The organism is Micromonospora sp. WMMD708 (assembly GCF_049315245.1).
In the GTDB taxonomy this organism is placed as follows: Bacteria; Actinomycetota; Actinomycetes; order Mycobacteriales; family Micromonosporaceae; genus Micromonospora; species Micromonospora wenchangensis.
The window spans coordinates 3161578-3185502 of record NZ_CP186060.1 but is presented as its reverse complement, the minus strand read 5'-3'; the positions used below and the strand labels follow the sequence as shown (position 1 = coordinate 3185502).

Below are 23925 nucleotides of genomic sequence, written 5' to 3'. Positions count from 1 at the left end.
GGCCGACGGGGCAGCCGGGACGGGCCGTCGCGGGGCGGCCGGTGACGATAGCATCCGCGGCATGGCCACCACCGTGCATCCCGGCGCGTGTCCCCTGGACTGCCCCGACACGTGCGTCTGGCAGCTCACCGTCACCGACGGGCGACCGGTGGCGCTGCGCGGCGACCAGGAGCATCCGTTCACCCGGGGCGCGTTGTGCGGCAAGGTGAACCGTTACCTCGACGCGGTCACCGGGCCCGACCGGCTGACCACCCCGCTGGTGCGGGTCGGCCCGAAGGGTGTCGGGCCCGTGTCGTACCGGCCGGCCGGCTGGGACGAGGCGATCGGCCGGGTCGCCGACGGGCTGCGCGCCAGCATCGACGTGCACGGCCCGGAGTCGGTCCTGCCCTACTACTTCGCCGGCACAATGGGACTGGTGCAGGGCTGGTCGATGGGTCCGCGGCTGTTCGCGCACCTGGGGGCGTCGCGGCTGCGGACCACCATCTGCACGGCCGCGTCCCGGGCCGCCCTCGGGTCGGTCTACGGCGGGTCCGTCGGTTTCGAACCGGAGTCGGTGGTCGAGGCGAAACTGGTCGTCCTGTGGGGGGCGAACCTGCTCTCCACCAACCTGCACCACTGGCCGTTCGTGCGGCAGGCCCAGCAGCGCGGCGCGCACGTCGTCACCATCGATCCGCTGCGCACCGACACCGCCGCCCGCAGCGACACGCACGTCGCGCCGCTGCCCGGCACCGACGCCGCGCTCGCGCTGGGGTTGATGCGGCACATCCGGGACGCCGGCGCGGTCGACGAGTCGTGGGTGGCCGCGCACACCGTCGGCTGGGACCGGTTGCAGGCCCGCCTCGACGGGTGGCCGGTGGATCGCGCCGCCGCCGAGTGCGGTCTCGACGTGGACGTGGTGCGGGACCTCGGTGAGCGGATCGCCGGCACCCGCCCCACCGCCATCCGGATCGGGTTGGGTCTGCAACGGCACGCCGGGGCCGGGCAGGCGGTCCGGGCCATCGCGGCGATCCCCCTGCTCACCGGGGACTTCCGGTATCCCGGTGGTGGGGCGTTGGCCACCACCAGCGGGCACCACCGCATCGACGCCGACCGGGTCGCCCGGCCCGCCGGGATGCCCGCCCCGCCGGCCCGGTCGATCAACATGAGTCGGCTCGCCGAGGCGCTCACCGACGAGGCCGATCCGCCGGTCACCGCGCTGGTGGTCTTCGACACCAACCCGGTCGCGACCGTCCCCGACCAGAACCGGCTGCGTGCCGGCCTGACCCGCGCCGACCTGTTCACGGTGGTGCTGGAGCAACGCTGGACCGACACCTGCGACTTCGCCGACGTGGTGCTGCCGGCCACCATGCAGCCGGAACACCTCGACCTGCACACCTCCTACGGCCACCACTACGCCACCCTGAACCGGCCGGTGCTCGACCCGCCGGGGCAGGCGCTGCCCAACACGGAGATCTTCCGGCGGATCGCCGCCGCACTCGGGTTGGACCATCCCCGGCTGGGCGACAGCGACGAGGACCTTGCTCGGCAACTGCTCGACGGCACCGGCGTCGACTACGACGAGTTGACCCGCCGGACGTACGTGCGGGCCACCGGCGTGGCCGTCGGTTCCGCCCCGTACGCCGAGGGTGGGTTTCCCAGCCACGACGGGCGGGCCCGGTTCCACGATCCGCGGCTGACCGGGCAGGGCGTCGACCCGCTCGTCGGGTACACCCCGCCGGTGGAGGTGGGTGATGTGGGACTGGCCCGCCGGTTCCCGCTGGCGTTGATCTCCCCGGCGGGCCGGTTCTTCCTCAACTCGACGTTCGCGTCGCTGCCGTGGCACCGCGACCGCACCGGTCCGCCCCGCATCCACCTGCATCCCGTCGACGCCGCCGCCCGGGGCCTGGCCGACGGCGATCCGGCGCGGGTGCACAACGACCGGGGGGAGTTCCTGGCCACCGTCGCCGTGGACGACGCCACCCGCCCGGGGTTGGCGTTCACCTACAAGGCGTACTGGGCGCGGTTGAGTCCCGGCGGCAGCACCGTCAACGCGGTCACCGCGGTCCGGGACACCGACCTCGGTGGTGGGCCGACGTTCCACGACACCCGCGTCGAGGTGCAGGCCGCCCCGGCCGGCGTGGTTCAGCCCGACGACTGAGCGCTGATCCGCGCCAACGCGGTGGCCAGGTCGCTGACCTGGTCGGCGAGTTGAGCGGCGCGGCGTTGGGCGGCGTCCCGGTCGGTCAGCGCGCGGTCCAGTTCGGCCAGTCGGGCCCGGTCGGCGACCGATGCCCGGTGCGCCTGCGCCACCTCGGCGCGGGCCTGCTCCAGCTCGCCGGTCAGGGCGTCCACCCGGGCCAGCGCGGCGGCGAGTTCCTCGGCGGCGCGGGCGGTCCGCGCGGCGGCCTCCTCGCGGGCGGTGTCGGCGTCGGCGCGCGCGGCGGTGGCGTCGCGGCGGGCCGCCTGCGCCGCGTCCTCGGCCTGCCGGGTCCGGTCGGCGGCGGCGGTGGCGTCGGCGCGGGCCGCCGTGGCGTCGGCGTGCGCCTGCCGGGTCTCCTGACGGGCGGCGGCGGCGTCGGCGACGGCCCGCTGCGCGTCGGTGGCGTGCCGGGCGGCGTCGGCGCGGGCGGCGTCCCGGTCGACGGTCAGGTCGGCGGCGAGCTGCCGGGCGGTGTCCCGTTCGGCGCGCAGGGTCCGCAGCTCGTGGCGGGCGGCGTCGCGGTCCCGTTCGGCCTGCACCCGCAGCGCCTGCGCGGCGGCGGCGTCGCGACGGGCCGTGTCGGCGGCGGTCAGCGCCTGTTCGGCCTGCTCCCGGGCGGCGGTGGCGGCGGCGTCGGCGTGCTCGGCGTGCTGGCGGGCCGTGTCGGCGGCGGCGAGCGCGGCCCGGGTCTCCTGACGGGCGCGGGCGGTGTCGGCGGCGGCCGTCTCGGCGGCCTCGCGGGCCTCGTCGCGGGCGGTGTGCGCGGCGGCGATCTCGGCGGCGGCGTCGGCGCGGGCCTGGGCGAGCTGCCGCTGCACCCCCGCCGGGGACAACTCGGCGTGCAACGCCTCGGTGAGGGTTTCCACCACCTGGTCGAGCCGGTCGACGACCTCCCAGGTGCGGGCCACCTGACCGGGCAGGCCGGGGGCGTTGCGGTGGCGCATCCGCGAGTTGCGGGACGCCCGCTGGCAGGCGCCGTCGTTGTCCCGGCAGTACCGGAAGGGGCGTCCCGCACCGGAGCGTTGCGGCACGTCACGTCCACAGTGCGCGCAGGGACGCAGGTCGGCGGGGGTGGTGGGCTGCGGGTCCATCGACGGGGAAGTCTAGAGGCTGCCCGGGGACACCCCCACCACCGGTCGACCCGCGCCGCCGGTGACCGTTTACGGTGGGCCGGTGGCCGTCTCCCCGTACATCGTGAAGTTACGTGCCCACGTCGGACACGACCTGTTGCTGCTGCCCGGGGTGACCGGGGTGGTCCACGACGACGCCGGTCGGGTGCTGCTGGCCCGCCGTGGCGACAACGGCCGCTGGTCGTTGCCGGCCGGCGTGGTCGACCCGGGTGAGCAGCCCGCCGACGCGGTCGTGCGGGAGGTGTGGGAGGAGACCGGCGTCCGGGTCGTCGTCGACCGGATCGCCGGGGTCGCCACCCACCCGGTGGTCTACCCCAACGGTGACGCCTGCGAGTACCTCAACGTGTGGTTCCGGTGCCGGCCGGTGGGTGGGCGGCCCCGCGCCGACGGCGACGAGTCCACCGAGGTCGCCTGGTTCACCCCCGACGCGCTGCCGGATCTGGACGAGTGGGCGCGGCTGCGGTTGGACACCGCCGCCGCCCCCGACGCCACCCCCTGGTACGCGCGGCCCGGCCAGCGGCATCCCGCCCTGTGCCGGCCCGACGCACTGTGATCCGGCGGGTCACCGGCGGTGGGTCACCCGCACCGGCGTGCCGGCCGGCAGGTCGCAGCCGGTGTCCCCGTGGGGGCTGCGGACGCGGATCCGTCGGCTGGTCGCGGCGACCAGCCGGGCGGTGACCCGACGGTCGTCCCAGGTCAGCTCCTCGACGGTGAGCCGGCCACGGCAGGTCACCCCGCGTAGCGTCCCCCGGTGCAGGCCGGGCGGCAGCGCCGGCAGCAGCCGCAGCAGACCCGGGCGGGTCTGCACCAGCGCCTCGATCAGCACCGCCGGCAGGGTGTGCGCGGCGTCGGCGTTGTAGGTCACCCGGCCCGGGTTGTGGGCGCTCATCAGCGACCGGAAGAACATGTCCGCCGCGACGATCCGCCGCAGGTACGCCCCGACCAGCGGCCCGTCGCCGAGCCGGGCGGCCACCAGGGCCCGGTGCAGGGTGCCGTGGGCGGAGCCGTCCTCGTCGCCGCGGACCGTCAACGCCCGGTGCGCCGCCGCCGCCAACTCCGGGGTGTCCTCGGGGTCGATCTCCCCGGTCGGCCACACCGGGTAGAGGTGGCTGACGTGCCGGTGGTCGTCGTCGGGGCGGTAGCCGGGCCACGCCCACTCGGCCAGCGCGCCCCGCGCGTCGATGCGGTAGCCGGGCAGCCGGGCCCGGACCGCCGCCCACCGCCGCGACCCGGTCACCTCGGCGGCGACCGTCATGGCGTGCCGGGCGGCGGCGACGTCCATGGTGGCGTTCACGGCGACCGGCACCGGCCGGCCGGCCCCGTCGGGCGGACCGGTCTCCGGCGAGTACGACGGCACCAGCGCCGGCTGCCCGTCGACGTCGGTGAGCACGTCGGTGAAGAAGTCGGCCACCTCGGCCAGCCATCCCGCCACCTCCCCCAGCGGCTCCCCGGTCACCTGGTGGTGTTCGTAGAGCGGGTGCAGCAGCCAGTGCGCGCCGGCCAGCCACGCGGTGAACGGCCAGTGGGGGTGCACGTGGAACAGGTGCCCGTGTTCACCGTCGGTGCGGCTGGGCGCCAGCAGGCCCCGTGCCCCGTAGACGGCGTGGGCGTTGTCCCGCCAGTGGTCGACCTGGGCGCGGACCAGCCGGGCGTGCGCGGCGGTCACCTCCGGCAACGCGCCGATGTTCGCGCCGGCCAGTTGCAGGTTGAGGTTCGCGTCGGTGGTGAAGTCCCCCGCCCAGGCCGCGTCCCAGGAACCCGTCCAGATGCCGGTCAGCCGGGGCGGCAGCACCCCGCTGGCGCTGAACAGCAGGTACCGGCCAGCGTGGAAGAGTCGTTCCAGCAGCGCCGGATCGCACCGGTCACCGGCGGTGGCCTGCCGGGCGAGCAGCGCACCCACAGGCAGGTCCCGGTCGGCCGCCGGCACCGCCAAATCCAGGTCTACCCGCCGGTAGGGGCCGGTGTGCCGGGTGACGTGCCGGGCCAGCAGCGTCGGGTAGTCGGCCGGGCCGGCGGCGAGTCGCCGCTGCTGCGCGGCGGTGGGCCACGCCGCGGTGGCGGTGCGCTCCAGGGCGGTGGTCAGCAGCGCCGGCCCGCGTACCAGCACCCGGTCACCGGCGGGTTCGGCGGCACCGCGGACCAGGGTCACCGCCTCGAAGCCGTACGCGCCGCCGACGTCGGGGTAGCGGCCACGTACCCGCAGGAACACCAGCCCGTCGTGGCGGTAGGCGGTGGTGTCGTAGTGCACCGCGTCGGGGCGACCGGGCAGGTCACCGGTCGCCCCGACGACACAGTCGCCCTGGTCGAGGTGGGTGACGACCAGCCGGTCGGCGCGGGAGACGAAGCTGCGTCGCCGCCGCCCGGACCACCGCACCTCCACCTCACCGGTGGTGAAGTCGGTGTGCCGCCGGTAGTTCCGCACCGTCGTCACGGCAGCGTCGACGGTCAGCGCGAACCCCGGATGGTACGACTGGGTCCAGGCCAGGTCCCGGCCGCCGGTGAGCAGTTCACCGGCCTCGGCGCGGCGGCCGGTGAGGACCAGTTCCCGGATCCGGGGCAGCAGTGCGGCCAGCTGCGGGGCCCGCGCGTCGTGGGTGCCGTTGGGCAGCACGAACCGGTGGTGGTTGACCACCAGCCGTTCGGTGTGCGGGTCACCGGGGACCATCAGCCCGTACTCGCCGTTGCCGGTGAGGAAGGCGTCGGTCCAGTCGACGGCCGGTGCGTCGTCCCAGATGCGGTGCGCCGACGGGGGTGGCCCGCCGGTCACCGGGGGGTCCGGGCCGTCGGCGCGGCGGTGCTGTCCCGGATGGTCAACCGGGGCGGCAGCAGCGTCACCTCCGGCACCGGCTCGTCGTGCAGTTTGCGCATCAGCAACGCCACCGCCTGCCGGCCGATCTCCTCGGCGGGCACCGGCACCGAGGTGATCCGGGGCGCGGCCTGTTCGGCGAACTGGTCGGGGCAGATCGCCACCACCGACATGTCGTGCGGCACCCGCCGTCCCAGGGTGGGCAGGCAGGCCAGCACCGGCCCGACGGCCGCCTCGTTCTGCACCACCAGCGCCGACAGGTCGGGGTGCCGGTCGAGCAGGTCGGCGAGTTCCTGACGGATCGCGGCGGGTCCCTCCTCGAAGGGTTGGGTGACGACGGTGACGCCGTGCCGGTCGGCGGCGGCGGTCACCCCGGCGCGGGTGCGGTGGGCGAAGCCGGTGCCCCGGTCGTAGACGGCGGCGGGGGCGCCGAGTAGCGCCACCCGGTGGTGCCCGAGCCGGGCAAGGTGTTCCACGCACACCTGGCCGGCGCGGTGGAAGTCCAGGTCCACACAGGTCAGGCCGGTCGGGTCGGCGGGGACGCCGATCAGGACGCTGGGTCGGGTCAGGTCCCGCAGCAGCGGCACCCGCGAGTCGTCCAGTTCGACGTCCATCACCAGCATCCCGTCGACCATGGCGCTGCCGGCGATGCGGCGCAGCCCCGCCGGCCCCTCGTCGGAGGTGACGAGCAGGACGTCGTGGTCGAACCGGCGGGCCGTGGTGACCACCGCGATGGCGAACTGCATCACCACCGGCACCTGCATGCCGGCGCGCAACGGCAGCACCAGGGCGATGGTGTTGGCGCGTCGGCTGGCCAGCGCCCGCGCCCCGGCGTTGGGGTGGTAGCCCAGTTCGCGGATGCTGGCCAGCACCCGGGTGCGGGTCACCTCGGAGATGGCCCGTTTGCCGCTGAGCACGTACGACACGGTGCTGACCGCCACGCCGGCGTGCCGGGCGACGTCGACGATGGTGACCTGGTCGGGCGACTTGCGGCTGCGCCCGGACGCGCCGGTCACCGGGTGCCGCCGGCGGCCACCGTGGGGCGGGGCCGCGGCGCGGCGGCGCGGGTGTGCACGGTCACCGCGCCGACGGCGCGGATGTCGCGGGCGGAGCGGCCGACCAGCAGGGTGTGGGTGGCGTCCTCCAGCACCGGGCCGCCGCGCTCCTCGTCCCACCAGGTCAGGTCGTCGGCGCGCAGCCGCAGGGTGACGGTGCGCCGCTGGCCGGGGGCGAGGGTGACCCGGGTGAAGTCCCGGAGCTGCCGCAGTGGCTGCTTGACCCGGGAGCGTCGCTGCCGGGTGTAGAGCTGCACGGTCTCCTCACCCTCCCGGTCGCCGGTGTTGGTGACCTCGACGCTCACCTCCACCTCGTCCCCGGCGGTCACCGTCGACGGGTCCACCCGCAGGTCAGCGTAGTGGAACCGGGCGTAGCTGAGGCCGTGGCCGAACGGGTACAGGGGTTCGCCCCGGTAGTAGAGGTAGGTGCTGTCGGTGCCGATGACGTCGTAGTCGAGCAGGTCGGGCAGGTCGGCGGCGTCGGGGTACCAGGTCTGGGTGAGCCGGCCACCGGGGTCGGCGACGCCGAGCAGCACCTGCGCCATGGCGGTGCCGTGTTCCTGCCCGCCGTGCGCCGACCACAGCACCGCCGGCAGGTTCTCGTGCGCCCAACCCACCGCGTACGGGTAGCTGCTGGTGAGCACCAGCACCGTCTGCGGGTTCGCGGCGTATACGGCGCGCAGCAGCCGCTCCTGCCCGGCGGGCAGGGCCAGGTCGACGCGGTCCTCGGTCTCCCGGCCGTTGACCATCGGGTGGTTGCCGAGGACGACGACGGCGACGTCGGCGGCGTCGGCCAGCGCGGCGGCCTCGGCCACGCCGTCGGCGACGGGTTCGACGGTGAACGCGGTGGCGGTGTCCGGGTCGGTGGCGTCGGCGCGCAGCCGCCCGTCCTCGTCGACCCGCACGTACGCGCCGGTGGCGAGGTGGTGCAGCAGGGTGGTGCCGTCGGGGCGGCGTCGGAAGCGGAACGTCTCCCGCACGATCCAGCCGCCCGGTCCGGGGCGGTCGTTGGCCAGTGCCCCGTCGTCGTCGGCGCCGACGTGCCGGCCGTTGGCGACGGCGCGCAGCGCCACCACGTCCTGCCCCCAGTCGAACACGTCGAACCAGGTGCCGTCGCGGCCGTCGTCGGCGGTCAGCGGCCCGCCCTCGGAGGAGCGGGGGCAGCGGACGTACCGGTCGCCGACGCGCAACGCGATCCGGTCGGCTCCGCAGTGGTGGGTGACGGTGGGCAGTTCCCGGGCCAGGCCCTCCCGGACGGTGACCGCGTACGGCAGGGTGCCGCTGTACCAGTCCTCGTACACGGTGTCGGCGAGCGGGCCGAGTACCGCGACCCGGGGTGGGGTGCGGGTGGGCAGTGGCAGCAGCCCGTCGTTGTCGAGCAGCACGATCGACTGGCGGGCGGCCTCGCGGGCCAGGTCCCGGTGGGCGGGGCTGTCGAGCACGTCGGGGGAGACCCCGGCGAACGGGTCCTGCCCGGGTGGGTCCAGGTCGCCGAGGCGGATGCGGACGCTGAGGATGCGGCGGACCGCCCGGTCCACGTCGGATTCGTCGACGAGCCCCCGGTGCAGGGCTTCGGTGATGCGTTGGACGGTCGGTGCGCTGTCGGTGTCGTCCTCGGTGAAGTTGTCGATGCCGGCGCGCAGGGCGGCGGCGAATCCGGTGACGTGGTCGGGCAGGTGGCGCTGGATGCCGGCGATGTTGGTGACCGCCCCGGCGTCACCGACGACCATCACCTCGTCGGTGGTCCACCGGCGCAGTTCGTCGTTCAGTAGTGGGCTCAGGTGCGCGGGTACCCCGTCGACCAGGTTGTAGGAGGCCATCACGGCGACCGCCGCGCCGGCGGCGAGGGGCGCGCGGAATGCGGGCAGTTCGTATTCGTGCAGGACCCGGGGTGGCAGGTCGCTGGAGGTGGTGGCCCGGTCGGTCTCGTTGTTGTAGCCGAGGAAGTGCTTCACCGTCGGGGCGGTGCGCAGCCGGTGGGGGTGGTCGCCGCGCAGCCCGGAGGCGTAGGCGGTGGCGAGCCGGCCGGTCAGCCACGGGTCCTCCGACCAGCCTTCCTCGTTGCGGCCCCAGCGGGGGTCGCGCAGAGGGTTGACCACCGGCGCCCACACGTTGAGCCCGACGCCGGCGGGGTCGGCCTGGTGTTTGACCCGCACCTCGGCGCCGACGGCGTCGCCGACGGCCCGGATCAGGTCGGGGTTCCAGCTGCTGGCCAGGCCGACGACCTGCGGGAAGACGGTGGCCGGGCCGAGCCAGGCGACCCCGTGCAGCGCCTCGGTGCCGGTGCGGAAGCCGGGCAGGCCCAGCCGGGGCACGGGGGCCTGCCACTGGTGCAGCAGGCCGATCTTCTCCGGCAGGGTGAGCTGGGCCAGCAGCTCCTCGGCGTGCGTTTCGGGGGACGGTCCGGTGGGGTCGTTCATCTGCGGTTACCTTCCGGTGGCTCGCGGTGAGGCGTCCGGCCGGCGGTCGAAGCGTTTCGACGGCCGTGGTGACGTGCGGCATCGCGGAGTGAGGGTGGTGGCGGTCGCCGGCCCGGAGCGGCGAAGCGCTTCGACGACTGCGGAAAACGTGCCGCCCCGGGTGCCCGAACGACGGGGCGGCGGTTCGAGGTTGGCACCTGCGCGTCGGCCGGTCAAGAGGGGACCGGCCCCCGGATCAGCCGACGGGGAGTCGACCGGCCTCGATGGTGGCCAACGCGGCGGTGGCACCGCCCAGCGCGGGGGCGGCGGAGTCCAGCGTGGAGGCGTCGAGGCGGCAGCCCCCGGCCTGCGGGGCGAGGGTCCGGGCGACCAGCTCCGCGCGGGCGGCCGGCAGCAGCCAGGGCGCCAGCGTGGCGAAGTGCCCGCCGACCACGATCGCCTCCGGGTTGAGCAGGTTCGCCAGGATCGACGCCCCGTGCCCGAGCTGCCTTCCGATCTCGGCGAGCCCGGCCAGCACGGCCGGCTCCTCCTGCCGGGCCGAGGCCACGATCCGGTCGAGTTCCGGCAGGTAGTCGGTGACGGGACCGTCGTGGGTGGCGTCGGGCAGCAGGCGCGCCACCACGGCCGGCAGCGCGGTCGACGCGGCCAGGCAGCCGCGTCGGCCGCACGGGCACGGTGGCCCGGCCGGGTCGAGGCAGAGGTGGCCGAGTTCACCGGCGTGGCCCCGGCCGCCGCGCAGCAGCCGGCCACCGGCGAGCACTCCCGCGCCGACGGAGACCCCGCCGGTGACGTGGACCAGGTCGGTGGCGCCGGCGTACGCGCCGTGGCGCTGCTCGGCCAGCACCGCGAGGTTGGCGTCGGTGTCCACCGTGACGGTGAACCCGGTCTCCCGCAGTGCGGCCCGCAGGTCGGCGGCCAGCGGCACGTCCCGCCAGCCGAGGCCGCTGGCCAGGGGCACCGCACCGGCGGTGTCGACCAGGCCGGGCACCCCGACGGTGAGGCCGAGCACGGTGCGGCCCTGCCCGGTGACCCGGCCGATCGCGCGGCGGGCCAGGGTGACCAGCGCCCGGACGGTGTCGGCGGGGTCGGCGGTCGGGGCGGGGAACGCCCGCCGCCAGGTGAGCAGCCGGTTGCCGCCCGGGTCCACGGCGACCACCACCAGGTCGTCCGCGCCGATCTGCAGGCCCAGCGCCGCGTACGGGGAGCCGTCGAGGACGAGCATGGTGGCCGGGCGGCCGACCCGGTTGCCGGTCAGCCCGGTCTCGCGGAGCAGCCGCCTGTCGAGCAGTTCGGTGACCAGGCTGGACACGGTGGCCTTGTTGAGCCCGGTGGTGGCGGCGATGTCGGCCCGGGAGCAGGGGGCGTGCAGGCGGACGTGCCGCAGGACCACAGCCCGGTTGGCCACCCGGACGTCGCCCAGGTCGGTCGGCTGCGGTTCGTTGTGGATGCTGATCACGGTCTGTCCGCTCCCTGCGCCCGACGGTGGGTGGTGCCGTGCCGGTGCGTCGTCGCCCACCGTCGACCCCGCACGGGCACGCCGGGTCGGCCGGTGGGCGACGCCGTCGGCGGGCCGGTGCGCCGTCGGTGCGTCTGTTCGGCTGGAAACTCAACTAACTCTAGCGGCACGTCCGCAGCCCGGACAGCCGCCCGGCCCGGTGGGGTCAGTCCGGCGGGAACCACGGGGTGAACGGCGTCGGGGCGACCGGTTCGCCGTTGAGCAGCAGCCGGCGGGGGGCGTCGTCGCCGACCACGCTCAGCCGGCGGACCCGCAGCGGCCCGTCGGTGCGTACCCGCAGGGTGTCGCCGTCGCGCAGCGCCTGCACCACGGTGTCGCCGTCGACGTCGTGCAGCACCGTACGGGCGTCCACGCCACCCCAGCTGACCAGGGTGACGTCGTCGAACGGGCCGTCGCCGACGGTGCCCGAGGCCGCGACGAGCGGCACCAGCGCGCCGTACCGGACGAACAGCGGCAGCCGGTGCAACGGCACGGCCACCCGCCGGTGCCGGCCGCCGCCGTGCCGTTCGCCGGTGCCGGCGTCGATCCAGTCGTCGCCGGTGGGCAGGTAGACGGCCCGCCGCCCGGACGGGTCGGTGACCGGGGCGACGAGCAGGTCGGTGCCGAGCCGGTACTGCAGGTCGGTGGTCCACGCGGTCGGGTCCTCGGGGGTGTCGACGAGCAGTGCCCGCATCATCGGCGCGCCGGTGCGCGCCGCCTGGACCGCCGCGGACCACAGGTACGGCATCAGCCGGTAGCGCAGCCGCAGCGCGGCGACCGCGTCACGTTCGGCCCCGGCGGGGAAGTCCCAGGGCAGCCGGCTGGTGGTGCCGTGCAGCCGGACCAGCGGCGACAGCGCCCCGAACTGGGTCCACCGCACGTACAGGTCCGCCTCGGGGGTGCCGTGGAAGCCGCCGGTGTCGTGGCTCCAGAACGGCACCCCGGACAGCCCGTGCGACAGGCCGCCGCGCAGGGTGCTGGCCAGGCCGGGCCAGGTGGCGTTGACGTCGCCGCTCCACTGCGCGCTGTGCCGCTGCCCGCCCAGGTACGACGAGCGGGCCCACACCGTACGGTGCCCGGCTACCTCCTCGGTGAGGTCGGCGACGATGTCGTTGAACAGCAGGGTGTAGACGTTGTGCAGTTCGACGCCGGTCATGCCGTTGTGCGCCACCGCGTCGGCCGGCACCCCCTCGGCGAAGTCGGTCTTGAACACCGCCACCCCCTGCTCCAGCAGGGGCCGCAGCAGCCCCCGGAACCAGGCGACGGCGTCGGGGTTGGTGAAGTCGACGATGGCGCTGGCCGGGTAGCTGCCGTGCCACACGTCCGCCACGTAGGTGCTGCCGTCGGCGCGGTGCAGGAAGTAGCCGGCGCGGGCCGCGTCGGCGTACAGCGGGCTGTCGGTCATCAGGTACGGGTTCATCCACAGGCACACCCGGAACCCCTGCCCGGCGAGGGTGGCCAGCATCCCGGCCGGGTCGGGGAACGCCGCCTCGTCCCAGCGCAGCTCCGACCAGCGGCCGGCGACCTGCCAGTAGCAGTCCAGGTGCAGCACGTCGCAGGGGATGTCGCGTTCCCGGATGCGGCGGGCCCGCTCCAGCACCCGTTGCTGGCTGTCGGGGTAGAAGCCGGAGGAGATCCACGCCCCGAAGGCCCACTTCGGCGGCAGGTACGGCCGGCTGGTCAGCTCGTCGAACCGGTCCAGCACCTCGACGGGGGTGGGGCCGGCGAGCACGTAGTAGTCGAGCAGGTCGTCGGGGACGAGGATCTGCACGGCGCTGTGGGTGGACTGGCAGACGTCGAACTGCACCGGCATGCCGCTGTCGACGAGCACCCCGTAGCCCCGGTCGGACAGGTAGAACGGCACGTTCTTGTGGGACCGCTCGGACTCGCCGCCGAAGGCGTCGTAGTTCCACATCAGGACCCGTTGGCCGCGCTTGTCCAGTGGGGTGAACTTCTCCCCGAAGCCGACGAACCGTTCGTCGCCGAACGCCACGAAGCTCTCGTGCCAGGCGACGGGCGCGCCGTCGACGCTGCTGCGGCCGAACGGCAGGGTGCGGCGTCGGCCGCTGATGTCCCGGGTGCCGGCGTCCTGGTCGAGCAGCACCTGCCCGTCGGGGGTGAGGAACCGCAGGTGCCAGGGGTCGAGGCGGATCTCGGCGACGACCGCGCCGGCGTCGATGAGCACGTGGGTGTCGTCCACGGTGATCGCGGCGGGATGGTTGCGGGGGTGGACCAGGGGCAGCGCGCGGGCGGAGCGGCTGCGGGCCTGCGGGTCCTCGGCGAGGCGGACCCGGATCACGCCGTGGCCGGCGGCGTCGAGGCGGACCACCAGGCTGCCGCCGTCGGACAGGGTGGCCTTGACGGTGACGCCGTGCCCGTCGGTGGCGACGACCTCGGCCCGGCCGACGGTGGCGACCCCGTCCTCGCCCGGTTCCCGTACGGGCAGGTCGGGCGGGTCGGCCACGAACGTCTCGTACGGGACCAGTGGCGGTCGGTACGGCATCGGCTCTCCTCGGGGCGTTTCCGGCGGTACCGACAGTTTCTTTGCTTTCCCAACGAACTGTCAACGAGAGACTTCGATTGACTCGCGGTCAACCCGATTGACATGGGTAAATCGCATCCATAGTTTGGACACCTATCAAACAAAGTCGACGGGATGGTGGGTATGTGGGACGACGGGCGGCTCTGTTACGGCGGTGACTACAACCCCGAGCAGTGGCCCGCCGCCACCTGGCGCGAGGACGTCGCCCTGATGCGCCGGGCCCGGGTCAACCTGGTCACCGTCGGCGTGTTCGCCTGGTCCCGGCTCGAACCCGCCCCCGGTCGCTACGACCTCGGCTGGCTCGACGAGGTGCTGGACCTGCTGCACGACGGCGGCATCCGGGTCGCCCTGGCCACCCCCACCGCCTCCCCACCGCCCTGGTTCTCCCTGGCGCACCCCGACGCGCTGCCGGTCACCGCCGACGGCGTCCGACTGCACCACGGCAGCCGCGACACCTACTGCGCCGCCGCCCCCGCCTACCGGGCCGCCGCCCGGAGCATCGCCGCCACCCTCGCCGCCCGCTACGCCCACCACCCGGCCGTCGCCCTGTGGCACGTGCACAACGAGTACGGCACCACCTGCCACTGTCCGCACGCCGAGGCCGCGTTCCGCCGCTGGCTCGTCGAACACCACGGCGACCTGGACACCCTCAACGCCGCCTGGGCCACCAGCTTCTGGAGCCAGCACTACACCGACTGGGCGTACGTGAGCACCCCCCGGGCCACCCAGTACCTCGGCAACCCCGGCCAACTGCTGGACTTCCGGCGGTTCTGGTCCGACACCCTGCTCGCCGCGTACGTCGAACAACGTGACCTGCTCACCGCGGCCAACCCGGCGCTGCCGGTCACCACCAACTACGTCCTCGGCGACTGGGTGCCGGTCGACCACGCCCGTTGGGCGGCCGAGGTGGACCTGGTCGCCGTCGACCACTACCCGTCGGCCGTCGACGGCGGTGCCGAGGAGCAGACCGCCCTCGCCGCCGACCTGGCCCGCGGCTGGGCGCGACACGGCCGCCGCCGGGCCACCACCCGACGCGGCCCGGCCCCCGTCGACGGGCCGGCCACCTGGCTGCTGATGGAGAGCGCCGCCAGCCAGATCCACACCACCGGCCGCTCACACACCAAGGAACCCGGCCGGATGGCCCGGCACAGCCTGTCCCACGTCGCCCGCGGCTCCCAGGGGGCGATGTTCTTCCAGTGGCGGGCCCCGGCCGGCGGCGCGGAACGTTTCCACTCCGCGCTGGTGCCGCACACCGGCCCCGACACCCGGGTCTTCCGCGAAGCGGTCCGCCTCGGCGAGCACCTCGACCGGCTCGCCGAGGTCACCGCCGGCGAGGTGACCGCGTCGGTCGCACTGGCCTTCGACGCCGCCAGCGGCTGGGCGCTGCGCCACCCCGGCATGCCCTCGACCCTGCTCGACGGCCACGCCGAGCTGGCCGCCGCGCACCGGGCGCTGTGGCGGGCCGGGTACGGCTGTGACGTCGTCGTCCCCGGCGACCCGCTCGACCGGTACCGGCTGCTCGTCCTGCCCGCCGTCTACCTGGCAGACGACGCCACCGCCGGCTGGGTCCGCGCCCACGTCGAGGCAGGCGGACACCTGCTGGTCAGTTACCTCAGCGGGGTGGCCGACCCGTACGGCCGGGTGCACCTCGGCGGCTACCCCGGCGCGTACCGGGATCTGCTCGGCCTGCGGGTGGAGGAGTTCCACCCGCTCGCCGCCGACGAACAGGTGCTGCTCTCCGGCGGCGGGACGGGTCAGATCTGGTCGGAGACCGTCCACCTGTGCGGCGCCGAACCGGTCTACACGTACGTCGGCGGGGTCCTCGACGGCCGACCGGCCGTGACCCGGCACCGCACCGGCGACGGCACCGCCTGGTACCTGTCGACCCGGCCCGACGACCGCACCTACCGGCGGCTGCTCACCGAGGTGGCCCGGACCGCCGGCCTCGCCCCGGTCTGCCCGGACGCCCCACCCGGGGTGGAGGCGGTCCGCCGCGCCGGTGAGCAGGGCAGTTGGCTGTTCCTGCTCAACCACACCGACCGGCCGCAGCGGGTGCCCGTCACCGGCGTCGACCTGCTCATCGACACCCCCGCCGACGGCACGGTGGTCCTGCCGGCCGGCGGCGTCGCGGTGATCCGCGAGGAACCGGCCCCGACGGCGTCCGTCACAGCCACTCCGCCGATGACCGGCCGGCCCCTGCCCGCCTAACCTTGCCCCGGTGGGGACGAGGAACACGACGGCACCGCGCACGCTGCCGCTCTGGCCGCTGCACCTGATGTTCGCGGCGATGCCGCTGTGGTGGCTGCTCGGCGGCCTCTACCTCGGCTGGACGCTGTTCGGGATGCTGCTGGCGGTGGTCCTGCTCACCCACGGCCGGGTGTCCTGGCCGCCCGGCTCGGCGCTGTGGTTCGTCCTCGTCGGCCTCATCGTGGTCAGCGCCACCCGGCTGGAGAAGGCCAGCAGCCTGCTCGTCTACGGCCTGCGGCTGGGCTTCGTCGTCACCGCCCTGGTGGTCTACCTGTACGTCTACACCGCCGCCCGGCAGGGGGCCCGCTGGGACCGGCTGTTCCAACCCGTGCTGCTCTTCTGGCTGGGGATGGTGGCCCTCGGCTGGGTCGGCGTGCTGGCCCCCCGGCTGGCGCTGACCACCCCGGTGGAGGTGCTGCTGCCCGACGGGCTGGCCGGGCAGCGGATGATCCGGGCGGTCACCCACGTGCACTCCACCGAGTTCAACCCCACCGGCCGCAACCCGTACTACCGCACGGCCGCCCCGTACCCGTACACCAACAACTGGGGTACGGGGTTCGCACTGCTCGTGCCGTGCGTGCTGGCGTACCTGTCGGCGGTGCGCACCGGAGCGCTGCGCCGGGTGCTGCTGGTGTCCCTGCCGCTGGCCATGGTGCCGGCGTTCCTCACCCTCAACCGGGGCATGTTCATCGGCCTCGGGGTGGGCCTGGCCTATCTGGGGCTGCGGGCGCTGCTGCGTGGCGACGTCCGGCTGATCGGCACGATCACCGCCGGGATGGCCGTGGCCTGGGTGGTCACCCTGGTCGTCCCGGTCGGCGACATGATCATGAACCGGGTGGAGAACACCGACTCGACCCGCGACCGCGCCGACCTGTACCGGCAGACCCTCGACGCGGTCCTGCACTCGCCGCTGCTCGGCTACGGCGCCCCGCGCAGCGCCGACACGACCACCGGCGCGGAACCCCTCGGCACCCAGGGGCAGGTCTGGTTGACCATGTACAGCCACGGCATCCCCGCCCTGCTGACGCTGCTGGCCCTGCTCGTGGTGCTGGTCCGCAGCACTGCCGTCGCGGTGTCCGCGGCCGGCCGGTGGCTGAGCGTGGTGCCGGTGGTCGCCCTCGCCCTCGCCCCGTTCTACGGCTTCACCGACATGAACCTGTCGGTGATGTTCTACGCGATCGGACTGGCCGTGGCCGCGGTCGACGGCCCGGTGAACCGGGAACTGCCGACGGCGGCACCCCGGCCGGCACCGGTCTGAACGGATCAACCGGTCGCCACCGCGGCCCGGGACCGGTCCGCAGCGATCCGCACCGCCATCGCGGCGAGTACGCTGCCCGTCACCCACCGCTGGACCCGCGCCCAGCCCGGCCGGCGCACCAGGAACGCCGACACCGACCCGGCGGTCAGCACGATCAGCGCGTTCACCGTCAACGCGACGGTGATCTGGGTGCCGCCGAGCAGCAGGCTCTGCACCGCCACGTCACCCCGGGCGGGGTCGACGAACTGCGGCAGCAACGACACGTACAGGATGGCGATCTTGGGGTTGAGCAGGTTGGTGAGCAGGCCCATGGCGAACAGCCGGCGCGGCCGGTCCACCGGCAGTTCCTGCGGCGTGAACGCCGAGCGCCCACCGGGGCGCAGGGTCCGCCACGCCAACCACAGCAGGTACGCCGCCCCGGCCAGCTTCACCGCCGTGTACAGCGGCGGCACCAGCACGAACACCGTGGCGATGCCGGCGACGGCGGCGGCCAGGTAGACGCCGAACCCGGCGGCCACCCCGAGCAGGGACACCAGCCCGGCCCGGCGGCCCTGGCTGACCGACCGGGACACCAGGTAGACCATGTTCGGCCCCGGGGTGAGCACCAGACCGAGCGCCACCAGGGCGATTCCCGCCACCGCACCGACCGTGACCATCGCCGCCCCCGTCCCGTCGTCCCTGCCCGGCACCCTACGCCGCGCCGTCGGTCCGCGACGCCCCGTGGTGCCCGACCCCGGTGGGGCTTCCGGACGGGCGGGGCAACGGCCACACTGCTCAGATGTCTGTGACCCTGCGGGCCGCCCCCACCGTCACCGCACCCGGACTGCTCCTGCGCTGCTGGCGCGACGACGACGTCGACGCGTTGGTCGAGGCGCACCGCGACCCGCAGCTGCGGGCCCGGACCCGTAACCCGCTGACCACCCCCGCGCAGGCCAGACGCTGGGTCGACGGCAACCGGCAGGGCTGGGCGGCGGGCCGCCGGTTCAGCTTCGCCGTCTGCGAACCCGCGTCCGACGGCGACCGGGTGGTCGGTTGCGTCCTGCTCAAGGACGTGGTGCCGGGCCGCGCCGACGCGGAGGTCGGCTACTGGACGGCCGGGCCGGCACGCGGCCGTCAGGTGGCGCCCCGCGCGGTGGACGCGGTGAGCAGGTGGGCGTTCACCCGGTTCGCCGCGACCGGGCTGGCCCGCCTGGAGCTGCTGCACCAGCTGGACAACCCGGCGTCGTGCCGGGTGGCGGAGAAGAGCGGTTTCCCGTTCGTCGAGGTGCTGCCCGCCCGGCCGCCGTTTCCCCTCGACGGGCACCGGCACGTGCGGCACCACCGCTGAACCCGGGGAATGCCGCCCGCCCCGCGGGCGCTGCACCGGTGACGGCCGGGCGGATACGGTGGCGGGGGAGGTGTCCGGAGGATGGTGGACGCGTGGGAGGCCTCGGTCGAGGCGCAGATCCGCAGCGCCCAGGAACGGGGCGAGTTCGACAACCTGCCCGGCATGGGCAAGCCGATCCCCGGCCGCGACGTCCCCTACGACGAGTCCTGGTGGATCACCAGTTTCCTGGAGCGGGAGGCGCTGCCCACCGACCTGCTGCTGCCCACCCCGTTGCAGTTGCGCCGCCGGGTCGAGCAGGTACCCGACGAGGTCCGTGACCTGCCCACCGAGGAGTCGGTCCGGGAGTTCGTCGGCCTGCTCAACCAGGAGATCGTGGCGTGGCTGCGGTATCCCGCAGGGCCCCGGGTGGCGGTCCGACCGGTCGACACCGAGGCGGTGCTGCGCGGGTGGCGGGCCCACCGTGCCGCCCGCGCTGTCCCCGCTCCGTCCGCTCCGACGCCCGCGCCCCCGGCACGACGCCCCCGGTTCCGCTGGCCGTGGCGGCGACCGCCGGGGTAGCCGCCGGGTCAGTCGACGGCGGCCCGCCAGGTCCACGCGGTGCGGCGGGGCCGCTGACCCAGGGTGGCCCGCCCGGTCATCCACAGCAGCACGTCGGCCGGGTCGCCGGTGGGCGCGTCGGGGAACAGCCGCCCCAGCACCGCCGCGCTGGGCGCCGTCGGCGGCCGCCACGTCACCCCCAGACCGCGGGTGATGTCGTACGTGTGCAGCAGCGTCTCGGCGATGCCCATGGCGGCGAAGCCGGCCGGGTCGCAGGGCCCCCAGTGCCAGGCCCGGGTGTTCGCGGGGACGGTGTCGAGCGCGGCGGTGAGCAGCCCTCCGCAGGCGGCGACCACGACCAGCACCTGCGCCGGGGTGGCGTCGGGGCGTACCCGCAGGTCGAGTGGGAGGTACCCGGCGTCGGGCCGACCGGTGAGCTGGGTGGCGTAGCCGAGCAGGTCGTGGGCGACGTGCGCGGCGGTCGTCCAGCACGACCAGTCGAGGTCCCCGGCGGGGCCGCTCCAGTCCCGGTCGGTGTGCGGGCCGAGCGTGCGGGTCAGTTCGTCGACGGCGTCGCGGACCCCGCGACCGGTCAGCCGTTCCTGGGTGGGCATGCCACCGATCCTCGCACCGCCGTGCCCCGCGCGCCGGACCGTGTGGCGCGGCTCAGGCCGGACGTACGGGCTGCGGCGCGGCGGCGACGAGAGCCTCGATCACCGACCGGGCGGGCGTCGGACGCCGGCCGAGCAGAGCCTCAAGGGTCGGGTCGGTGACGGCGAACTCGCCCCGCCGGGCGGCCCGGTACATGCCGAGGGTGAAGTCGGCGGCGGCCCCGGGCATGCCCCGGGCGACGGCGGCGGCCCGCCACTCGTCGTCGTCGATAACGAGCCGGGTGACGGTGCGTCCGGTGAGGTCGGTGAGGATGCCGGCGACGTCCATCAGGTCGAGGGCCTCCCCGGCGGTCAACGCGGGGGTGACGCCGTCGAGCACGCCCTGACCGGCCAGCGCGAGGGCGGCGGCCTCGGCCAGGTCGTCGTGCGCGGTCCACGACACCGGCCCGTCGGCCGGTGCCACCAGGCGGCCGGTGGTCAGGGCGTCGCCGATGACGAACCCGAGGGCACCGGCGTAGAAACCGTTGCGCAGGGCGGTGAACGGCACCCCGGTCGCAGCCAGGTGCTCCTCGGTGGCGGCGTGGGTGACCTGGGCGGGGAAGAGCGAGTCGCGGGAGGCGGCCTGGTGACTGGTGTAGAGGATGCGGGTGGCTCCCGCGGCGCGGGCGGCGTCGACGGCGGCCCGGTTCGCGGTGACCGCGTCGCCGCCCCGGATGGCGGCGGACACGATCAGCACCCGGTCGACGCCGACGAAGGCGTGCTCCAGCGTGGCGGGGTCGGTGAAGTCCCCCCGGCGGACCCGCACGCCGCGTTCGGCCAGGTGGACGGCCTTGCCGACGTCGCGCACGCTCACCCCCACGGTGGTGGCGGGCACCCGGGCCAGCAGTTGGTCGACGATCCGGGAGCCGAGCTGCCCGGTGGCACCGGTGATGACGAACACGAGCGTGACCCCTTCGACGTATCAGTGTTACTGCGCTGACGCTAACACTGATACTTCACCGCTAACAGGGTCCTGTTATCGTTGATTCGTGACCGTGACGCCCGACACCCCACCCCGCGACGACGTGCGATCCGACATCGTCACGGCAGCCGCCCGCCTACTGCGCGAGCACGGGGCGCACGCGGTGACCACCCGCGCCGTCGCCCAGGCCGCGGGCGTGCAGGCACCCACCATCTACCGGCTGTTCGGGGACAAGAACGGCCTCGTCGACGCCGTCGCCGAACACGTGCTGGCCAGCTACGTCGCCACCAAGGCGGTGGCCACGCACGCCACGCCGCAGGACCCGGTGGCCGACCTGCGTGCCGGGTGGCGCACGCACCTGGAGTTCGGCCTGGCCAACCCCGAGTTGTTCCGGCTGCTCGGCACGCGCGGCCCCGGCGACCCGTCCCCGGCGTCGCTGGCGGGCCTGGCGGTGCTGCGTTCCCGGGTGCGCAGGCTCGCCGCAGCCGGCCGGCTGCGGGTCGACGAGCAGCGGGCCACCATGATGATCCACGCCGCCGGCACCGGCGTCATCCTCACCCTGCTGGGAACCCCCGCGCCGCACCGCGACCCCGGACTGGGCGACGCGGTGTTCGACGCCGTCCTCGGCGGCATCCTCACCGCCGCCCCGGTGACCCCCGACCCGACCCCGCGCACGGTCGCGGTGACCCTCGCGGCGTTGACGCCGGACCTACCCGGCCTCACCGACGCCGAACGCACGCTGCTGACCGAGTGGCTCGACCGGTCACTGGCCCTGCTGCGCCACCCGCAGCCCTAGCCGACCCGGACCCGACGTCGTCGTCCCCCACCCCGCCTGGCCACGGCTCGATCCTCAGCCCACCGCCTCGCGCAGCCGTAGCGCTCAGCGGAACCGGTCGACGGTGACGGGCACCAGCCCCTGGAGTTGCACCTGCGTCGTCAGGGCGCGCAGGAGCACACCGACCGCCTCGTCACGGTCGCCCGTCAGGTCACACGTCACGTCCAGTCCCCACGCGGCGCCCGCGGCGATGCGGCGCAGTTCCCAGCGGAAGGCGTCCCGGCCGACCTGACGGCACACCGTGCCCAGGACGCGTACCCGGGTATCCGCGAGATCGCCGGTGAGCGGCATCTGCCACGCCTCGCCGAGCAGCGTGAGCCCACCCGGGGCCAGCGCGCCGGGAACAGGATCCGGTAGGTGCGCGTCTCGCGGAACCCCGGTGTGGCCTCGGGCCGATGCAGCGACAGGGGCGGTGACGGCGGCGCGGAAGGCGCACCGAAGCACGTCCGCAGCGCGGCCTCGTCCGGCAGGGCGGTACCGCAGAACTCCCGGTAGAGAGTCGCCGCCCCGTCCCGGCTGACGGGCGTCACCCGGGCCCGCAGCGCGGGGTCGACGCGCAGCCGCCGGCTGGTGGCCGACGCGTCGTGCCACCGGCGCTCCGAGCGGCTCCAGCCACCACCCACCAACCCGACGCAGGAGTGGTCTGCCCCGAGGAGGAACTCCTCGGCCAGCAACCCCTCCGGCTCGCCGGCACCGTCGTGGACCACGTAGTAGTGCAGAGCCGCGTGGTAGCGCAGGGCCGTCGCCATCCGTCGATTCTCGGGCCGGCGGGTCGACGATCGCAGCCGGCTCGCCGCAGACCCCGTCCTGCCCCTCTATTATCTCACGGGCGCGTTTTTCCACCACAATGGGTAGTGGCATACGTGTGAACCGGTGACCGCTACCGTGCCGCCATGCTTACTGGCGAGGAGAAGTTCGTTCGCGGGGCCGTCCGGTTGTGGACCGAGCGTTTCGGGCGCCCGGACGACCCCACCGTCCTGTTGGTTATGGGCACGTCCACCCAGGGCATCGGCTGGCCCGACGAACTGGTCGAAGCCCTGGTGAACAGCGGTCGGCAGGTGATCCGCTTCGATCACCGGGACACCGGCCGTTCCGACTCCCTGGACTTCACGGCGCACCCCTACGCGCTCGCCGACCTGGCCTGCGACGCGGTCGCCGTCCTGGACGCGCACGGTGTCGCCGCCGCGCACATCGTGGGGACGTCGCTGGGTGCGGCGATCGGGCAGTGGCTCGCCGTGCACCGGGCCGCCCGGGTCCGCACGCTGACGGCCATGGCCTCCTCCCCGATGGGGAACAACCCCGGCCCCGCGTGGGCGCGAGCGCTGGCGGGTCAACCGGCCGCGGAGGGTGAACTCCCGCCTCCGACGGCACGGTTCCTCGACCACCTGATGGGCGCGGCCAGGACACCCCGGGCGACGGCGCAGCAGCGGGTGGACGCCGACGTGCAGACCTGGCGGGTGCTCAACGGTGACGTGCTGCCCTTCGACGAGCCGGCCGCGCGGCGGTTCGTCGAACACTGTCACGACCGGGCCGGCAACCTCGCCGCCGCGGCGAACCACGATCTGGCCGGTCGGCGTTGGGACGACGACCGGCGGGCGTCGCTGTCCGGCATCACGGCCGCGACGTTGGTCCTGCACGGCAGCGACGACCCGCTGTTCCCGCCGGCCCATGGTGGGGCACTCGCGGCGCAGATCCCCACGGCGCAACTGGAGATCGTGCCCGGGATGGGCCACCACCCGTTCTTCGCCCCCGGGCTCACCGGGCGGATCGCAGGCTCGATCATCCGCCACACGGCCTGAACCACGTCACCCCGCACCCGGGCGGATGGTCAGTGGCCCGGGTGCGGGGGCATGGCGGGCGGGCGGCGACGGCCCGCCCCGGTGGTCACGGACCCGTGCTGGTGAGTTAACGAATTACCGATAATGACAAACCGTTAATCAGAGCAGCCAAAACGGGCATAACGGTGGAGCACCATAATGTCTGTTCTGTTATTTCCCTACCTGGCTATAGGAATTGGTCGTATCGTCCGCCTCTTCGGGGGCACGCGGGTGCCCCGTTGCCGGTGGAGGGTCGGTCAGCCGCTGGGCGGGTTTTCCTGCAAGGGGGCGATGGGTTCCCGGCCCGGCCCTGACGGGGTTCAGAGGGAGTTGCTCCGCATGACGGCACCTGCCTGGTGGCCCCCTCGCCCGGAGTTCACCGGATGGGCGTACCGCCGGGTCTTCCACCCATCAGGGTGCTTACCTGCGAGCCTGCTCCAGGTAATGCACAGCAGCGCGAAGAGCCCGAGGGGAATCCCTGAAGTGGCCGAGGGCGGCGTTACAGCTCACGCAGAGCAGCCCGCGCACCCGTCCGGTCTCGTGGCAGTGATCGACCACCAGGCGCACGGCGTCGGCGGTGGGGGTGCCGTCGAAGTCGAGGGCGGCCGACAGGAGGGGAGGGCAGGTCGCGTTCATGAATGCCGCAGATGGCGCAGCGGTGCTGCTGGGCGGTACGCCGGGCGTCGCACTCCTGCTCGCTCCTTT

Annotated in this window: 19 protein-coding genes; 8 read left to right on the top strand and 11 right to left on the bottom strand. The window is 74.6% G+C overall.

Annotation, left to right across the window (positions count from 1 at the left end):
- The first annotated feature begins 61 nt into the window (after positions 1-61).
- On the top strand, positions 62-2137 hold the full coding sequence (locus tag ACN260_RS14090; protein ID WP_422756396.1) for a molybdopterin-containing oxidoreductase family protein: 2076 nt from the start codon (positions 62-64) through the stop codon (positions 2135-2137).
- Here the strand turns inward: ACN260_RS14090 and ACN260_RS14085 are convergent.
- Positions 2122-3270, bottom strand: a complete 1149-nt coding sequence (locus ACN260_RS14085; RefSeq protein WP_422756395.1) for a hypothetical protein — start codon at positions 3268-3270, stop codon at positions 2122-2124. The genes ACN260_RS14090 and ACN260_RS14085 overlap by 16 nt on opposite strands.
- Before the next feature lie 82 nt (positions 3271-3352).
- On the opposite strand from ACN260_RS14085, the gene ACN260_RS14080 reads away from it, so the two are divergent.
- A complete protein-coding gene (locus tag ACN260_RS14080; RefSeq protein WP_422756394.1) occupies positions 3353-3862 on the top strand; it encodes an NUDIX hydrolase in 510 nt (169 codons plus the stop codon).
- Between the two features lie 9 nt (positions 3863-3871).
- Here ACN260_RS14080 and ACN260_RS14075 read toward each other — a convergent pair whose 3' ends face one another.
- The 5 genes from ACN260_RS14075 to ACN260_RS14055 form a co-directional block, all read right to left on the bottom strand.
- The gene (locus ACN260_RS14075) at positions 3872-6076 is read right to left on the bottom strand and encodes a glycosyl hydrolase family 95 catalytic domain-containing protein (protein WP_422756393.1); all 2205 of its coding nucleotides are present in this window, start codon (positions 6074-6076) and stop codon (positions 3872-3874) included.
- Positions 6073-7131 carry a LacI family DNA-binding transcriptional regulator gene (locus tag ACN260_RS14070; RefSeq protein WP_422756392.1) on the bottom strand — a complete coding sequence of 353 codons (1059 nt, stop codon included), beginning with the start codon at positions 7129-7131 and terminating at the stop codon, positions 6073-6075. The genes ACN260_RS14075 and ACN260_RS14070 overlap by 4 nt, the downstream gene beginning before the upstream one ends.
- Positions 7128-9590: a glycoside hydrolase family 3 C-terminal domain-containing protein gene (locus tag ACN260_RS14065; RefSeq protein ID WP_422756391.1), complete on the bottom strand. Its 2463-nt coding sequence runs from the start codon at positions 9588-9590 to the stop codon at positions 7128-7130. The genes ACN260_RS14070 and ACN260_RS14065 overlap by 4 nt, the downstream gene beginning before the upstream one ends.
- Before the next feature lie 235 nt (positions 9591-9825).
- Positions 9826-11046 (bottom strand): ROK family transcriptional regulator, encoded by a 1221-nt coding sequence (locus tag ACN260_RS14060; protein ID WP_422756390.1) that lies wholly within the window; start codon positions 11044-11046, stop codon positions 9826-9828.
- 205 nt (positions 11047-11251) lie between these two features.
- Positions 11252-13588, bottom strand: coding sequence for a TIM-barrel domain-containing protein (locus ACN260_RS14055; protein ID WP_422756389.1), 2337 nt, complete (start codon positions 13586-13588; stop codon positions 11252-11254).
- Positions 13589-13741: 153 nt separating this feature from the next.
- On the opposite strand from ACN260_RS14055, the gene ACN260_RS14050 reads away from it, so the two are divergent.
- Positions 13742-15835 carry a beta-galactosidase gene (locus tag ACN260_RS14050; RefSeq protein ID WP_422756388.1) on the top strand — a complete coding sequence of 698 codons (2094 nt, stop codon included), beginning with the start codon at positions 13742-13744 and terminating at the stop codon, positions 15833-15835.
- Positions 15836-15845: 10 nt separating this feature from the next.
- Entirely contained in the window at positions 15846-17132 is a 1287-nt protein-coding gene (locus ACN260_RS14045) for an O-antigen ligase family protein (protein ID WP_422756387.1), read from the top strand.
- Between the two features lie 5 nt (positions 17133-17137).
- On the opposite strand, the gene ACN260_RS14040 is transcribed toward ACN260_RS14045, so the two are convergent.
- Positions 17138-17788: a LysE family translocator gene (locus ACN260_RS14040; protein WP_422756386.1), complete on the bottom strand. Its 651-nt coding sequence runs from the start codon at positions 17786-17788 to the stop codon at positions 17138-17140.
- A gap of 122 nt (positions 17789-17910) precedes the next feature.
- Between ACN260_RS14040 and ACN260_RS14035 the strand changes: the two genes are divergently transcribed.
- Together ACN260_RS14035 and ACN260_RS14030 are read left to right on the top strand one after the other, a co-directional pair.
- A complete protein-coding gene (locus ACN260_RS14035; protein ID WP_422756385.1) occupies positions 17911-18459 on the top strand; it encodes a GNAT family N-acetyltransferase in 549 nt (182 codons plus the stop codon).
- Between the two features lie 81 nt (positions 18460-18540).
- Positions 18541-19017, top strand: coding sequence for a DUF1992 domain-containing protein (locus tag ACN260_RS14030; protein ID WP_422756384.1), 477 nt, complete (start codon positions 18541-18543; stop codon positions 19015-19017).
- Between the two features lie 8 nt (positions 19018-19025).
- On the opposite strand, the gene ACN260_RS14025 is transcribed toward ACN260_RS14030, so the two are convergent.
- Positions 19026-19610 (bottom strand): maleylpyruvate isomerase N-terminal domain-containing protein, encoded by a 585-nt coding sequence (locus ACN260_RS14025; protein WP_422756383.1) that lies wholly within the window; start codon positions 19608-19610, stop codon positions 19026-19028.
- Positions 19611-19662: 52 nt separating this feature from the next.
- Positions 19663-20547, bottom strand: a complete 885-nt coding sequence (locus ACN260_RS14020; protein WP_422756382.1) for an NAD(P)H-binding protein — start codon at positions 20545-20547, stop codon at positions 19663-19665.
- Between the two features lie 88 nt (positions 20548-20635).
- On the opposite strand from ACN260_RS14020, the gene ACN260_RS14015 reads away from it, so the two are divergent.
- On the top strand, positions 20636-21364 hold the full coding sequence (locus ACN260_RS14015; protein WP_422756381.1) for a TetR/AcrR family transcriptional regulator: 729 nt from the start codon (positions 20636-20638) through the stop codon (positions 21362-21364).
- Positions 21365-21561: 197 nt separating this feature from the next.
- Here the strand turns inward: ACN260_RS14015 and ACN260_RS14010 are convergent, their stop codons facing one another.
- Positions 21562-22152, bottom strand: a complete 591-nt coding sequence (locus ACN260_RS14010) for a hypothetical protein (RefSeq protein WP_422756380.1) — start codon at positions 22150-22152, stop codon at positions 21562-21564.
- Positions 22153-22296: 144 nt separating this feature from the next.
- On the opposite strand from ACN260_RS14010, the gene ACN260_RS14005 reads away from it, so the two are divergent.
- On the top strand, positions 22297-23202 hold the full coding sequence (locus ACN260_RS14005; protein WP_422756379.1) for an alpha/beta fold hydrolase: 906 nt from the start codon (positions 22297-22299) through the stop codon (positions 23200-23202).
- A 438-nt stretch (positions 23203-23640) separates the two neighbouring features.
- Here the strand turns inward: ACN260_RS14005 and ACN260_RS14000 are convergent, their stop codons facing one another.
- A complete protein-coding gene (locus ACN260_RS14000) occupies positions 23641-23856 on the bottom strand; it encodes an endonuclease VII domain-containing protein (RefSeq protein ID WP_422756377.1) in 216 nt (71 codons plus the stop codon).
- Between the last annotated feature and the right edge of the window lie 69 nt (positions 23857-23925).

What these genes read in the sequence shown, in the direction of transcription:
- ACN260_RS14090 (WP_422756396.1), top strand. Translation starts at nt 62, where the DNA reads ATGGCCACCACCGTGCATCCCGGCGCGTGTCCCCTGGACTGCCCCGAC.
- ACN260_RS14085 (WP_422756395.1), bottom strand. Translation starts at nt 3,270, where the DNA reads ATGGACCCGCAGCCCACCACCCCCGCCGACCTGCGTCCCTGCGCGCAC.
- ACN260_RS14065 (WP_422756391.1), bottom strand. Translation starts at nt 9,590, where the DNA reads ATGAACGACCCCACCGGACCGTCCCCCGAAACGCACGCCGAGGAGCTG.
- ACN260_RS14055 (WP_422756389.1), bottom strand. Translation starts at nt 13,588, where the DNA reads ATGCCGTACCGACCGCCACTGGTCCCGTACGAGACGTTCGTGGCCGAC.
- ACN260_RS14050 (WP_422756388.1), top strand. Translation starts at nt 13,742, where the DNA reads ATGGTGGGTATGTGGGACGACGGGCGGCTCTGTTACGGCGGTGACTAC.
- ACN260_RS14040 (WP_422756386.1), bottom strand. Translation starts at nt 17,788, where the DNA reads ATGGTCACGGTCGGTGCGGTGGCGGGAATCGCCCTGGTGGCGCTCGGT.
- ACN260_RS14035 (WP_422756385.1), top strand. Translation starts at nt 17,911, where the DNA reads ATGTCTGTGACCCTGCGGGCCGCCCCCACCGTCACCGCACCCGGACTG.
- ACN260_RS14030 (WP_422756384.1), top strand. Translation starts at nt 18,541, where the DNA reads ATGGTGGACGCGTGGGAGGCCTCGGTCGAGGCGCAGATCCGCAGCGCC.
- ACN260_RS14025 (WP_422756383.1), bottom strand. Translation starts at nt 19,610, where the DNA reads ATGCCCACCCAGGAACGGCTGACCGGTCGCGGGGTCCGCGACGCCGTC.
- ACN260_RS14010 (WP_422756380.1), bottom strand. Translation starts at nt 22,152, where the DNA reads ATGGCGACGGCCCTGCGCTACCACGCGGCTCTGCACTACTACGTGGTC.
- ACN260_RS14005 (WP_422756379.1), top strand. Translation starts at nt 22,297, where the DNA reads ATGCTTACTGGCGAGGAGAAGTTCGTTCGCGGGGCCGTCCGGTTGTGG.
- ACN260_RS14000 (WP_422756377.1), bottom strand. Translation starts at nt 23,856, where the DNA reads ATGAACGCGACCTGCCCTCCCCTCCTGTCGGCCGCCCTCGACTTCGAC.